At 66.6% G+C, this 13,502-nt stretch carries 12 protein-coding genes; 6 read left to right on the top strand and 6 right to left on the bottom strand.

Annotated elements, in window-relative coordinates; translation table 11 throughout:
* The first annotated feature begins 13 nt into the window (after positions 1-13).
* From LNV28_RS11945 to LNV28_RS11930, 4 genes are all read left to right on the top strand, one after another.
* A complete protein-coding gene (locus tag LNV28_RS11945; RefSeq protein ID WP_263517775.1) occupies positions 14-385 on the top strand; it encodes a response regulator transcription factor in 372 nt (123 codons plus the stop codon).
* 136 nt (positions 386-521) lie between these two features.
* Positions 522-1,217, top strand: a complete 696-nt coding sequence (locus LNV28_RS11940) for an HD-GYP domain-containing protein (protein ID WP_411969971.1) — start codon at positions 522-524, stop codon at positions 1,215-1,217.
* Between the two features lie 29 nt (positions 1,218-1,246).
* Complete coding sequence (locus LNV28_RS11935; protein ID WP_263517773.1) at positions 1,247-3,796, top strand: PAS domain S-box protein; 2,550 nt, start codon at positions 1,247-1,249, stop codon at positions 3,794-3,796.
* A 62-nt stretch (positions 3,797-3,858) separates the two neighbouring features.
* Positions 3,859-4,425 (top strand): MOSC domain-containing protein, encoded by a 567-nt coding sequence (locus LNV28_RS11930; protein WP_263517772.1) that lies wholly within the window; start codon positions 3,859-3,861, stop codon positions 4,423-4,425.
* A 10-nt stretch (positions 4,426-4,435) separates the two neighbouring features.
* Here the strand turns inward: LNV28_RS11930 and ppk2 are convergent, their stop codons facing one another.
* Entirely contained in the window at positions 4,436-5,587 is a 1,152-nt protein-coding gene (gene ppk2 / locus LNV28_RS11925; RefSeq protein WP_263517771.1) for a polyphosphate kinase 2, read from the bottom strand.
* A gap of 109 nt (positions 5,588-5,696) precedes the next feature.
* Positions 5,697-6,677: an AEC family transporter gene (locus tag LNV28_RS11920; RefSeq protein ID WP_263517770.1), complete on the bottom strand. Its 981-nt coding sequence runs from the start codon at positions 6,675-6,677 to the stop codon at positions 5,697-5,699.
* Between the two features lie 219 nt (positions 6,678-6,896).
* Here LNV28_RS11920 and LNV28_RS11915 point away from each other — a divergent pair, with 219 nt between their 5' ends.
* Positions 6,897-8,138 (top strand): serine/threonine protein kinase, encoded by a 1,242-nt coding sequence (locus LNV28_RS11915; RefSeq protein ID WP_263517769.1) that lies wholly within the window; start codon positions 6,897-6,899, stop codon positions 8,136-8,138.
* On the opposite strand, the gene LNV28_RS11910 is transcribed toward LNV28_RS11915, so the two are convergent.
* Together LNV28_RS11910 and LNV28_RS11905 are read right to left on the bottom strand one after the other, a co-directional pair.
* Positions 8,117-9,685 carry an alkaline phosphatase D family protein gene (locus LNV28_RS11910; RefSeq protein ID WP_263517768.1) on the bottom strand — a complete coding sequence of 523 codons (1,569 nt, stop codon included), beginning with the start codon at positions 9,683-9,685 and terminating at the stop codon, positions 8,117-8,119. The genes LNV28_RS11915 and LNV28_RS11910 overlap by 22 nt on opposite strands.
* Before the next feature lie 121 nt (positions 9,686-9,806).
* Positions 9,807-10,574 (bottom strand): substrate-binding periplasmic protein, encoded by a 768-nt coding sequence (locus LNV28_RS11905; protein WP_263517767.1) that lies wholly within the window; start codon positions 10,572-10,574, stop codon positions 9,807-9,809.
* 82 nt (positions 10,575-10,656) lie between these two features.
* On the opposite strand from LNV28_RS11905, the gene LNV28_RS11900 reads away from it, so the two are divergent.
* Positions 10,657-12,735, top strand: coding sequence for an ATP-dependent helicase (locus tag LNV28_RS11900; protein ID WP_263517766.1), 2,079 nt, complete (start codon positions 10,657-10,659; stop codon positions 12,733-12,735).
* Positions 12,736-12,739: 4 nt separating this feature from the next.
* Here the strand turns inward: LNV28_RS11900 and LNV28_RS11895 are convergent, their stop codons facing one another.
* Positions 12,740-12,973, bottom strand: coding sequence for a type II toxin-antitoxin system antitoxin (locus tag LNV28_RS11895; RefSeq protein WP_263517765.1), 234 nt, complete (start codon positions 12,971-12,973; stop codon positions 12,740-12,742).
* Positions 12,974-12,977: 4 nt separating this feature from the next.
* Positions 12,978-13,487 (bottom strand): hypothetical protein, encoded by a 510-nt coding sequence (locus tag LNV28_RS11890; RefSeq protein WP_263517764.1) that lies wholly within the window; start codon positions 13,485-13,487, stop codon positions 12,978-12,980.
* Positions 13,488-13,502: the final 15 nt, after the last annotated feature.

Below are 13,502 nucleotides of genomic sequence, written 5' to 3'. Positions count from 1 at the left end.
AGGAGCCACCGCCATGAAAAAGATCCTGATCGTCGATGACCATGCGGACATCCGCCGGCTGATCCGCATGACGCTGGAATTCGAAGACTACGAGATCCACGAAGCAGCCAATGGCGATGCCGCCATGGATCAGGCCCGCAAGCTGCAGCCGGACTACGTGCTCATGGACGTGATGATGCCCGGCGGCATCGATGGCTTGGAGGCCTGCCGCCAGATGCGCGCCGACCCGGCATTGCGCAACACCCATGTCATTTTGCTCAGTGCCCGTGGCCAGGCGCGCGACAAAGAAGCAGGCCTGAAGGCCGGCGCCCATGACTATCTGGTCAAGCCCTTCAGCCCGCTGCGGCTGATCGACAGCCTGGCCGCCCTCTGGCTGATCGACTGAACACCGCCTTGACGTACACGGCGAAGGCTTTGCAATCATGCCCATGACCACTTCAGCGCATCCGGCCGATCTGCTGGCGGCCCCCGAGTTTCTTCAAGCTCCCAGTCTGCAGTTCGACGCTGCAGCTGCGGCCCAGATGGAATGCATCATCTCCGACTTGGGCCGCATGTACCACGAGCGCAACGAGGCGCTGCGCGAGGTGGCCCGCGCCCATCACGAGGCACTGCTGCGCCTGGCGCGCGCCGCCGACTTCCGTGACGACGACACTGGCGTGCACATCCTGCGCATCGGCTTCCTGGCCGAAGCCCTGGCTCTGCTGGCCGGCCAAACGGCGGAGGCCGCGCGAATGTTGCGCTGGGCTGCGCCCATGCATGACATCGGCAAGATCGGTGTGCCCGATGATGTGCTGAAAAAGCCAGGCGCCTACAGCGCCGAGGAACGGCGCGTGATGAACAGCCACCCGCTGATGGGCGCACAGATCCTCGGTCGTTCCCGCATCCCCTTGTTCCAGCTGGCCGCTGAGGTGGCTTTGAACCACCATGAGCGCTGGGATGGCGCCGGCTACCCTCTGGGCCTGGCTGGCGCGGCAATTCCCCTCTCTGGCCGTATCGTCGCCGTGGTCGACTTCTTCGATGCCCTGACCATGGATCGCTGCTACCGGCCGGCGTTTGACGATGCCACCGCACTGCAGATGCTGGCCGAGCAACGCGGCCTGGCGTTTGACCCTATGTTGGTGGATCTGCTGTTGGCCAACGCCAGTGAGATGATCGCGCTGCGCGAGCGGATCAACCAGGATCCGCCCAGTTTTGAATCCTTGATGGACCAAGGTTGAGCACGATGGGCCCCAGCTCCTCTTCGGCCATGCTTCATTCCACCGACACGCCGGCTCTGTCTCAGCGTTTGCGGGTCTATCTGGCTGCCGGTCTGTTGAGCCTGGCCTTGCTGCTGGCCCTGGCTGTGCTCGCTTGGTACGAGCGCAACGAAGCGCTGAATGCAGCGCGGGCGCGGGCCGAACTGATGAGCCGGGTGCTTGAGGATCAGATCACCCGTGCCGTCGAGGCTGCTTCGCTGAGTTTGCGAGTGTTGGCCGAGAGCCCCGCTCTGCCTGCCTGGCTGGCCGCCGATGCTGCAGCCAGTAGCGCCGATGCCGCCACGACCCAGGCCGGGCTGCGCCAGGCCTTGCAGGGGCAGACGGTGCTGCGCAGTGTCGCTTTGTTGAGCCCCGAGGGCCATGTGCTGGCCAGCTCGGAGGCGGGCGAGGCCGGTCTGCAGGTCGAGCTGAGCTTGCTGGGCACCTGGCCCAGCGACGGCGGCGACCGCTTGGGCCGGATGCTGCCCGGTCGCGGCGTGCGCGATCTGCGTGCCGGCCCGGTCGCGTCGCCGGTCAGCATGCTGCCCTTGCTGCGCCAGCTGAATCTGGGTGGCGGCCGGCGCTTGTTGCTGCTGGCCTTGATCAACCCCGACACCTTGGCCAATTACCAGAGCCAGGCCCTGGCCGATCTGCAGGGCGCTGCCTTGCTGAGCAGCTTCGACGGCCAGCTGCTGGCCAGCAGCGAGAGCGTGCCCCAGGCACCCGGCAGCCGCTTGAGTGCCCATCCGGTTTTCAGCGACTGGCTGCCGGCCCGTGAATTTGGCAGTTATGTGGGTGCCGGTGCGGTCGCAGGAACCCAGGTGGTGGCCTTCCGTGCCTCGCGCACCCGCCCGCTGGTGCTGCTGGTCGAGCAGCCCATGGAACTGGCCCTGCAAAGCTGGCGTGAGATGCTCTACGTCTTGCTTGGCATTGCAGCGGCTGGCACCTTGTTGATCGCCGGAGCGACCTGGGTGGTCTTGCGCAGCTTGAGCAACAGTGCACGCGGGCGGGCTGCACTGAGCCGGGCACATGAACGGGTAGCGGCGCGTGAGCACGAATTGCGCGTGCTGCTGCGCAGCCTGCAGGAGTTTGTGTTCCGCACCGATGCCAGCGGCGCCATCAGCTTTGTCAATGCCCGATGGGCCAGCCTCAGCGCCTTGCCGAGCCGGGAAGCCCAGGGCCTGCATTTGGCCGACCTGGTGGTGCCCGAACACCGCGCGCGAGTGCAGGCCTTGTTCGACCCGCGCGGCCCGCTGGAGGAGGCCCGTACGGCCCAGTTCGCCCTGGTGGCGCCTGACGGCCGCTTGCGCCGCTTTGAAATGTCCGTCCTGCCCTTGCAGGAGGTCCGCGGTCAGGGCCTGACCGGCTTCGCCGGCAGCGCGGTTGATGTGACCGAGCGCTGCGAAGCGCAGCAAAGTCTGCAGCACCAGCTGGCCTTCAGTGCGCTGCTGCAGGAGATGAGTCCCTTGCCGGTGTCCATGTTCGATGCGGCCGGGCGCTATGTGACCGTCAACCAGGCCTGGGAAGACTTCACCGGCCGTAGCCGCTACGCCACCATCGGCCAGGAGGTCGGCGGCTTCATGCCCAAGGCTGAACGCGCAGAGCATGATGCGCAGGATGCGCGCCTGCTGCGCGACGGCGGCCGCATCCGCTACGAGACGCAGATCAAGCACCGCGACGGGAGTCTGCGAGACATGCTGATCACCAAGGTGCGCGTGCCCGATCAGAACGGCGGGGTCGCAGGCATCCTGTGCACGCTGGAAGATGTCAGCGAATTCCGTGCCGCCGAGCGGGCCACCCGCGAGGCCCGCGATGTCGCTCAGGAAGCCTCACGCGCCAAGAGTGAGTTCGTCGCCAACATCAGCCATGAGCTGCGCACGCCGCTGCAATCCATCCTCGGTTTTTCCGAGCTTGGCCTGGCGCGCTCGCGCGAGCAGCCCAAGCTCGGTGGCATGTTCCAGGACATTCAGCAGGCCGGGCAGCGCATGCTGGCCCTGGTCAACGACTTGCTCGATGTCTCCAAGATCGAAAGCTCCGTCGGCACCTTTGATTTGGAGCGTTGCGATTTGCGTGGCTTGATCCAGGGCGTGATGCGTGAACTCGAACCATTGATGGCGAGGCGCACCTTGCGTCTGTCCCTGCGCCAGCCGGCCACGCCGCTGGCGGCCAAGGTGGATCCGCTCCGGTTTCAGCAAGTGATCCGTAACGTCATGGCGAACGCCATCAAGTTCTCGCCCGAAGGTGGCGCACTCGATGTGCGCGCCGCTCTGACGCCGCAGGGCGAGGTTCACATCTCCGTGGCCGATCAGGGGCCGGGTATCCCGCCGAAGGAGTTGGAAAAAATCTTCGATGCCTTTGTGCAGTCGAGCCAGACCAAGGACGGCTCCGGCGGCACCGGGCTGGGCTTGGCGATCTGCCGCAAGATCATCGAAATCCACGGGGGGCGCATCTACGCAGAGAACCGCGTCGACGACGGCAGCGACAAGCCCGGCGCCATCTTCCACATCTACCTGCCCCTGCGTCAGGCGGGCGATTCGCAGTTGATGGGCAGCCTCGATTGAGTCCTGGGCAGGCATACTGCGGCGCGTTTTCTTCCCCACGCGAAGCAGAGGTCGGCCTTCCCATGACGAGTGAGCCCAGTTCCAAGGTCCTGCCCCGGGTGTTCAGCGTCAGCTGCAGTGCCGTGCATGAGTTTTCCAAGCAGGTCGTGGAGGCCATCGAGCTGGAAGCCGGCCTGGGCGTGTGCGGTGATGCCCATTTCGGCCTGACCGTTCAACACCGTTCGCGCGTGGCGCAAGATCCCAGCCAGCCGAACCTGCGCCAGGTGCACTTGATTCAGCGCGAGCTGTTTGAAGAGCTGGCCGGGCGAGGCCTGGTGCTGGCGTCGGGTCAGATGGGCGAGAACTTTTGCACCACAGGCCTGGATCTGCTGGCGCTGCCGACCGACACGGAACTGCAGATGGGCGTCGAGGTGCGGCTGCGCATCACCGGCTTGCGCAATCCCTGCGCCCAGATTGAGAACTTCATGCCGGGCCTGCTGGCCGCTGTACTGGACCGCGGCCCCGAGGGGCAGCTGATCCGCAAGGCCGGCATCATGGCCGTGGTGCTTCAGGGCGGTTGGGTGCGTCCCGGCGATGCCGTCCAGGTGCAGCTGCCGCCGCTGCCGCACCGCGCCCTGGAGCGGGTGTGAGCGAAGCGGCTCAGCCGCCCTGGCCTTCACCTCGCTCGTAGACCACATTGGCCCGACCAACCAGCAGCGGGTCCAGCGGGCCAATCTTGTCGATGTCCTTGTTGGTGTAGGGCAGTTGGTGCAGGACATGGCGCAGGGCGTTCAGACGCGCGCGCTTTTTGCAGTCCGACTTGACCACGGTCCAGGGCGCCTCGGCGATGTCGGTGTGAAAGAACATCGCCTCCTTGGCCTTGGTGTAGCTGTCCCATTTGTCCAGCGAGGCCAGGTCGATCGGCGAGAGTTTCCATTGCTTGAGCGGATGGGCCTCGCGCTCCTGGAAGCGACGGCGTTGCTCCTCGCGGCTGACCGAGAACCAGAGCTTGACCAGATGCGTGCCGCTGCGGGCCAGATTGCGTTCGAACTCAGGCGCCTGGCGCATGAACTCGGTGTACTCGTCGTTGCTGCAGAAGCCCATGACGCGTTCGACTCCGGCGCGGTTGTACCAGCTGCGGTCGAACAGCACGATCTCGCCGGCTGTGGGCAGGTGCTGCACATAGCGCTGGAAATACCACTGGCCGCGTTCAACCTCGCTGGGCTTCTCTAGCGCCACGACGCGAGCGCCGCGCGGGTTGACGTGTTCCATGAAGCGTTTGATCGTGCCCCCCTTGCCGGCCGCATCGCGGCCCTCGAACAGGATGACCAGACGCTGGCCACTGTTCTTGACCCAGGCTTGCAGCTTGAGCAGCTCGACCTGCAGCTGGTACTTTTGCTTCTCGTAGCTCTTGCGCGAGAGCAGGTTCTTGTAGGGGTAGGCGCCGTGGCGCCAGTGGCTGGACAGGGCCTGGTCGGGGTCGACTCCGGCTTCGTTGCCTTCGGGCGTCTGCAATTCCTGCAGCAGGGCTTGGCGCAGGGCCTGGGCATCGTCGGGTGCGCAGCCGGCCACGATGGCGCGCACCGAGGACGCCAGCGCCGCCGGGCCTTGGCGGGCGACGATGTCCTTCAAGGCCTCCAGCTCGCGCGCCTGGGCCGCGGCGACGGCCTCCTTGACGACATGGCGGGCGATGCCGGCCGGGTCCTGGCGGCCGGCGGTGTCGCCGCTACGACTGCGGCGGGGCGCCGGCTTGGCGGCGCTGCTGCGGCTCTTGGGGGCGGCGGGTGCGGTCTTGCGTGCGGCTGTGCTCATGGCGTGATTCGGTTTGTCATGAATTCGTCACATTCTCACCCCTGCGGCCGGTCTGCCTTGACGCAGCTCAAGAAGCCGTTTCGGAGGGCGCAGGGCTTCACAAGCTTGCTCAGAGCGGGTGACTTTGTAGCCACCAGGCCAGACCGCTGAAGCTCAGGAAGGCCAGGCTGGTGCTGGCCAGGATGATGCGGGCGATGCGGCCGTTGTCGGCGCCAAAACGCTCGGCCAGGAGCGAAACATTGCTGGCGCTGGGCAAGGCGGCCGCCAAGGTCAGCACGGTCAGTTCGAAGCCACCCAGCGGCAGGCCCAGACGGCGCGCGCCCAGGCCCAGGCCCAGCACCAGGGCCGGATGCAACAGCAGCTTGATCGCGGCCACCGGCAGGTAGAGTTCCGGCGGCGTGCGGCTGTGCGCATGCCGGCCTGCACGCCAGAGCACAGCGCCGATGGTGAACAAGGCCACGGGTGTGGCGGCATCGGCCAGCATGCGGATCACGCTGTCCACGGGGCCGGGCGGGCGCAGGCCGCTGGCACTGGCCAGAGCGCCCAGGGCGATGGCCCAAGGCAGGGGGTTGGACAGCGCGCCGCGCAGCGCTTGCCGTGCTGCCGCGCCGGCGGCGCTGCGCCCATCAGCGCCGACCACCGCGTCATGGGCGCGCGCCAGGGCGATGCAGAGCGAGCTGGTGAAGAACAGATCGGCCAGGATGGTGCAGATCACCGGCCCCGCCGCCGCCGGCCCGAGCAGGGCCACCAGCAGGGGCACGCCCATGAAGCCGGTGTTGGGAAAGGCGGCCACGAGGGCGCCGAAGGCTGCATCCTTGAGCTGCACCCGGGCCGAGAGGGTCAGGGCAATGCACAAACCCACGACCAGCAGGGCGGCACTCAGGTAGACGCCCAGTACCGTCGGGTTCAGCAGTTGCAGCACCGGCGTGTTCATGCCGAAACGGAACAGCAGGCAGGGCAGGGCGAAGAACAGTACAAAGCTGTTGAGCCCCGGAATTGCGCTCTCCGCCAGCAGGCCTTGGCGAGCCGACGCATAACCGCAAAGAACCAGGGCGAAAAAGGGCAGCGTGACGGCGAGAATGGCACTCATATGAAGCTTCAGTATCGCAAGGGCCAGGCCGCTCCGGCGGGGCGCATTCGACCAGCCTTCCGACCCAGGTCAGAGTCGCAGGGCTTGTCATGCCTCGCCGAGGGAGTGAATAAGCCCTAAATCGCGTGAGCAAATGCTCAGGGACCCCCGGTTCGAGGGCCACACCTCTTCCCCAAGCCGGTCGCAATCCCCTAGCATGTCAGCACAAACCCTATGCGAATGCCTGAACTTGCCCTCCCCCCCCCGGCCGCACCGACCACGCTGCGCGAAGGCACAGCCCTGGGCGTCTGGCGTCTCGCGGCTGCCGTGCATGGCGTCGACGGCGGACCCGGCGGCCAGTGGTACCGCGCCCAGCATGCGCTGGCCACGGGACAGTCCAGTGCTGTGCTAGTGCTGCCGCGCAGCGAACGCGCCGCGGGTGTGATGCTGCGTTTTGCCGACCAGGCGCATGACCTGGGCAAGCTCTCGCATGCCAAGATTTCCGTGCCCAGCGACAGCGGCGTGACGCCGCTGGGCCAGCCATACATGATCCTTGGCTGGGCCGAAGGGCAGCCCATCATCCGGGCCTGTTCACACATGCCTTTGCGAGCTCGCTTGAGCCTGGTGGTGCAGCTCTGCGAGGTGCTGCGCTATGCCCACCAGCAAAGCTGGCTGCTGGCTGAGGTGGACCCCGGCATGATCTGGGTCACGCCCGACCAGCGACTGACCCTGATGGGCATGGGCTTGATGCGCATGCCCGACCCGGAAGATCCATTCGAGCGCGGCATGGGCCTGGGTTCGGTTCCTGGCTATGCCAGCCCCGAAGCTTTGGCCGGCGAGCCGCCCAGCCTGGGCAGCGAGGTCTACGGCCTCGGCGCTTTGCTCTATATGCTGGTCGATGGCCGTCTGCCTTCGGCTTTTGGTGGTGATGTCGATGAGGCCTCGCCTTCAGCCAGCTGGTCCAATCTCAGTGGCGCGGAGCAGTTCAGTCTGGACGCTTTGCTGCACAAAGCGGTGGCGCCCCGTGCCGATCGCCGCTATGTCAGCGCCGAGGCCCTGGCCGACGATTTGCGGGCCTGGCTGGCGGGCGAAAATCACTCCGCTCTGAGTCTGACACCGATGCCAGGCATGAACGCCGCCGCGGCTGACGTCGTGACAGAAACTGTGGAAGCAGGAGCTGAAGGTCTGCATGAGGCGCCACGGCGCAGCAAGCGATTGGCCCTGGTCAGCGTGATTGCGGTCAGCCTCTTGGTCGGCGGTTGGCTGGGGCGCCAGTATCTGCAGGGGCCTGCGACCGCACAAAGCATCCCGGCCACCACCTCCTTGGCCAAAACCCAAGCGGCCTTGTCAGCACCCCGGCAGACGCCCATAGCGCCGCTGGAGGCTCGCGGGCGCCAACAGCTGGCCACAGGCGCCAGTGCCTTGCTCGCTACGCCGATGGCCGACAGCGCCGAGCTGCGTCAGGTGTCGCTCAACGAGTGAGCGCCTGCCCGGCCTGATTCGACCGCGAAGCGCGCCGACACTTCAAGCGCGCTGCCCGCATCCCAGAGTTCCTTGACGCTGCGCAATTCAACCTCCAGCTTGGCTTGGCTGAGCTGGAAGCGCATATAGCCGTGCTGGTCGCCTCGCCCATAGCGCAGATGTGGGTTGTGTGGCAGCGCCCGGTCGATGCGGCTCTGATCCAGACCCTGGCTGCTGATCGAGGTGCCGCAGAACTCCGTCGCCAGCACCGGGTTGCCGGCGCCGACGGGCAGATCGAAATCAGCGCGCAGATCGGCCACATAGTTGGCATGCACATCACCGCCCAGCACCACGGCATTGCGTGGCTTGCGCGCCGCCATCTCGCTGAGCAGGCGCCGCCGGGCCAGCGGGTAGCCGTCCCAGCCATCGGTCCAGTAGACGCCCGGGCGCTCGGGGTTCTCCTGCCAGTTCATGCGTGCCATCAAGGTTTGCTGAGCGAGCAGATTCCAGGGACGGGAAGCGTCCCAGCTCTGCGCCAGCCATTGCTCCTGCGCGGCGCCCAACAGGCTGCGGCGCGGGTCGAGAAAGTCGGGGCAGTCCTTGATGGACAAGGTGTTGGAGCCGCCGCGCCCGGGCTTGGGGCAGACCTGGGGGTCGCGCCATTGCCGGCCGTCGACGCTGATGATGCGGGCCAATTGGCCCCAGTCGTAGCGCTCATGGATGCGGATTTCGTGGCCGCGCGGTCGCAAGGCTTTGGGAAAAGGCATGTGTTCCCAATACGCCTGCGCGGCCGCCACGCGGCGCTGCGGAAAATCGGCCTCCAGGCCTTGTGAGCTGTCGCCGGCCCAGTCGTTGTCGACCTCGTGGTCGTCCCAGGTGACGATCCAGGGGGCGCGGGCATGCATGGCCTGCAGCGCCGGGTCGCTCTTGTACTGGGCGTAGCGCTGTCGGTAGTCGTCCAGGCTGCGGCACAAACCGCCCAGATGCACGCGCGGCGCCGGGCCGCTGGCCGAGGCATTGGAGACCGCGGCGTACTCGTAGATGTAGTCGCCCAGGAACAGCACCAGATCCAGGTCCTGGCGCGCCATATCGGCCCAGGCGGCATAACGGCCATGGTCCCAGCGCTGGCAGGAGGCAATCGCGAAGCGCAGCTCGCTGACCTTGGCATCTGGGGCCGGCGCCGTGCGGGTGCGCCCAGTCATGCTGCGGGCGCCCAGGGCCGTGAAGCGGTACCAGTACCAGCGGTCTGGCTTGAGGCCAGCTGGCTCGGCATGGACGCTGTGGCCGTCTGCCGCGAAAGCCAGCTCCTGTCCCTTGGCCACGGGCTTGGTGAAGCCCTCGTCCTCGGCCAACTCCCAGTCGACCTTCACCTGGGCCGGCAGCTCGCTCCCGCTCAACCGTGTCCACAGCACCAAAGTGCTCGGGCGCGGGCAGCCCGAGGCGATGCCGAGCGCGAAGCGCTCCACCGAGTCGGCCCGCGCGTGGCGGATGAAGAGGGGGCCGGTCGAGCCGGCCAGAGCACTCAGCAGCAATCGACGGCGCTGAGGGGAGGGCGTTGGGGTGTTCATGAACGCAGCATAAAGCTGGATAGGCTCAGTTTCCGTGACGCCTATGCCTGCAGCTTTTCGATTGGCGTACGTTCGCAGCTTCAGCCAGCCTTCCACCCGGCTCATGCCTTGTGGCTCGAGCTCAGTCTGGAACTCTTACCCCCCATTGCCGCCCCAACTCACGCAGCACGCCCGAGCTGCGCAGTGTCTCCAGGCTGTGGTCCAGGTCCAGTCGCAGCGCTTCGCCTTGGGCGTTGCGAGGGTAGGCGAAGTGGCCGGCCTGCACGGCGATCGGCGGCTGCAAGGGCACAAACTGCTGCGTCAGGCCCAGGGCCTCCAGCACTGGCGTGGTGTTGCGCTCGTTGCTGGCCAGCAGTTCGATGCGACCGCGTTGCAGCATGCGCAGACCAGTGGCGACGTCGCCGGGGTTGCTGATCTGCAGCTTGCTGCGGGCATGCTCGACGGCTTCGCCATAGGCCCAGCCCAGGACCAGGCCGACCGAGCGCCCGGACAAGCTGTTCCAGTCACCGCGCCACAGCTCGGCCTTGGCCGGGCTGGCGTAGAAGACCAGGGCATCCTCATAGAAAGCCAGCTGCGAGAACAGGAAACGGCCCAGGCGTTCCGGGCTGCGGTAGGGGCCGATCAAGACGTCGGCCTGGCCTTGCTCCACCATCAGCTGGGCCCGCGCCCAGGGCAGGATCTCGAAACGCAGGCTGTGACCTTGCTGCGCCGCGGCCCTGTTCAACAGGTCCACGGCCATGCCGCGCGCCTGCCCTTTGGAGTCCAGCTCCAGGACACGTGGGAACTGTGTGCCCACGGCCAGCAGGTCCCGGGCTTGGACTGCACTGCCGAGCGCCCCGCAAAGCAGGCCGCAGAGCAGCAGGACGGTGGAGCGGAGGCGCGCGGTCATCGGCATGCGGGGCAGTTTATGGGCGGCGGGCCGGGCAGCGGCCACGAATGGCTATCATCGCCCGTTCTCCCCTCCGCTCGCCATGTCCGCCAAGCCCGCCTCCAAGCTCAACCCCGCCCAGCTCCAGGCCGTCCACCATTTGGATGGTCCTTGCCTGGTGATTGCGGGCGCCGGCTCGGGCAAGACCAGCGTCATCACGCAAAAGATTGCGCGCCTGCTGCAAGCCGGCTATGCGGCCAAGCACATCGGCGCCATCACCTTCACGAACAAGGCATCGCAGGAGATGCGTGAGCGTGCCAAGAGCCTGATCGGCCCGCGCGCGGCCAAGGATCTTGTGATTTCCACCTTCCACTCGCTGGGCGTGCGCATCTTGCGCCAGGAGGGCACGCGTGTCGGTCTGAAGGAGCAGTTCTCCATTCTCGACAGCGACGATGTGCTGGGTCTTTTGCGCGACGCCGGCGGCACGGTCGACGCCAACCAGGCGAAATCCTGGCAGTGGACCATCTCGATGTGGAAGAACCAGGGCCTGACGCCCAAGCAGGCCATGGCCATGGCCCGCGACGACAACGAACGCGCCGCGGCCGTCGTCATGGAGCGCTACCAGGAGCGCCTGGCTGCTTACCAGGCGGTGGACTTCGATGACCTGATCAGCCTGCCGCTGCGTCTGCTCAGCGAGGACGCCGAGGCGCGCGGCCGTTGGCAGGACCAGCTGCGCTATGTGCTGGTGGACGAGTACCAGGACACCAATGCCGTGCAGTACGACCTGCTCAAGGTGCTGGTCGGTCCGCGCGCCATGTTCACCGCCGTGGGCGATGACGACCAGAGCATCTACGGCTGGCGCGGCGCCACCATTGAAAACCTCAAACGCCTGCCGGTCGACTATCCGCACCTGAAGGTGATTCCGCTGGAGCAGAACTACCGCTCCACCGGCGCCATCTTGCGCGCGGCCAACAATGTCATCGCCACCAACCCCAAGCTGTTCGAAAAGAAGCTGTGGAGCGATTTCGGCGATGGCGAGCCGGTCAGCCTGATCGAGTCGGACGGCGAGGAACATGAGGCCGAGCGCGCCGTGGCGCGCATCCAGGCCTTGCGCGGCGATGGCAAGGCCAAGGACTTCAAGGAGTTCGCCATCCTTTACCGCGCCAACCACCAGGCGCGCATCTTCGAACAGGCCCTGCGCCGCGCCAACATCCCCTACAAGGTCTCGGGCGGCCAGAGCTTTTTCGACAAGAGCGAGATCAAGGACTTGTGTGCCTGGCTGCGCCTGCTGGTCAACCAGGACGATGACCCGGCATTCCTGCGCGCCATCACCACCCCTAAGCGCGGCATCGGCCACCAGACCCTGGGCGCGCTGAGTCAGTTTGCTGGGCAGTGGAAATGCAGCATGTACGAGGCCTTGTTCGCCGAGAGCCTGGCGGCGGTGCTGAGCAAGAAGGCGATCGGCTCGCTCCACGAATTTGGCCGTTATGTCAACGAGCTGGAATACCGGGCCCGCCACACCGAGGGCGCCGAGCCGGCCAAGGCGCTGCTGCTGGAGTGGCTCAAGGACATCGGCTACGAGCAGCACCTGATCGAGAGCGAGGAGAACGAGAAGGTCGGTATGGCGCGCTGGAACAATGTGCTCGACTTTGTCGATTGGGTGGCCAAGCGCTGCGGCGGCCAGGTCACCAATGACGGCGGCACAACCATCGAGGCGCAGAAGGAGTCGGTGCTGCAGGTGGCGCAGACCATCAGCGTCATCATCTCCCTGTCCGAGCGCAATGAAGAACAGGACCAGGTCACTCTGACGACGCTGCATGCGTCCAAGGGCCTGGAGTGGCCGCATGTGTTTCTGGCCAGCGTCAACGAAGGCCTGCTGCCCTTCAAGGCCGATGACGAGGACATGACCGCCCAGCGCCTGGAAGAAGAGCGGCGCCTGATGTATGTGGGCATCACGCGGGCGCGCACCACCTTGGCCGTCAGCACTTTGCGGCGGCGCAAGAAGAACCGTGAGCTGGTGATGGGCGTGCCCAGCCGCTTCATCACCGAGATGCGCTTGAACGAAGGCTCGGGCAAGGAAGACCCGCGCGAGAAGCTCAAGCGACTGCGCGAGACCTTCGCTGCCAAGGGCGCCGCGTCCAATGCTGCGCAGGCGGCACAGGTCGAGAAACCGGGCGGCTGATCGATCAAGGCTCGCCGGCGTCTGTGTCCTCGCCGCCGCTGCCGCCTTCTTTGGGCGGCCGGCCGCGCGGGCTGCGGTTCACCGCCGGCTTGATGCCGCGCCGCGCCAGGGCCTCGCGCAGCAAATACTCGATCTGCGCATTGGCCGAGCGCAGCTCCTGCGCTGCCAGGCGCTCGATCTCCGCCCAGAGCGCCGGGTCCAGGCGCAGGGCGAAGCTCTTTTTGTCGGGGCTGGCCATGGGCTCAGCGCCGTTGCGGCGGCCGTTGCAGCCGTGGCTCCAGGGCTTGCAGCAGGCGCTGGCCTTGCTGGGTTCCCAGGCGCAGTTGGCGGCCATCGCGCAGCTTCAAGCGCAGCGCCGAGAGCCCGTGGGCGTTGTAAAGCCGGCCACTGCTGGTGAAGCGAATGCCCAGGCCCTCGAGCGCGCGGTTGCGCGTCAGCTCGACGCGCTCGATCTCCTCGAAACGCAACTGCCAGCGCGGCCAGCCCAGCCAGCCGAAATGCCAGACCAGGCGGTCGCTGCGCACCTCGGTCACCAGGCGGCCCAGCAGCAACAGGGCCAACAGATGGGCGGCGCAGATCCAAGCGGCGGCGGCGACCGGCAGGGGCCGGTCGCCCGTACCACTCCAGCTCAGGGTCAGGCCGCCCAATGCGATGGGCAGCAGCAGGGCGAACAAAAGCCACATGGGCTGGCTTTCGCGCCAGATCCATTCCTCATGCTTCGAGGCGTGCCGCTCGTTCAGGCTCGGGTTCATGGCGTTCCTCCCTCG

The sequence above is a fragment of the Paucibacter sp. DJ2R-2 genome (assembly GCF_025717675.1).
Lineage (GTDB): Bacteria > Pseudomonadota > Gammaproteobacteria > Burkholderiales > Burkholderiaceae_C > Paucibacter_A.
Note: the sequence above shows the minus strand (reverse complement) of the source record. Positions and strands in the feature narration are given on the sequence as shown.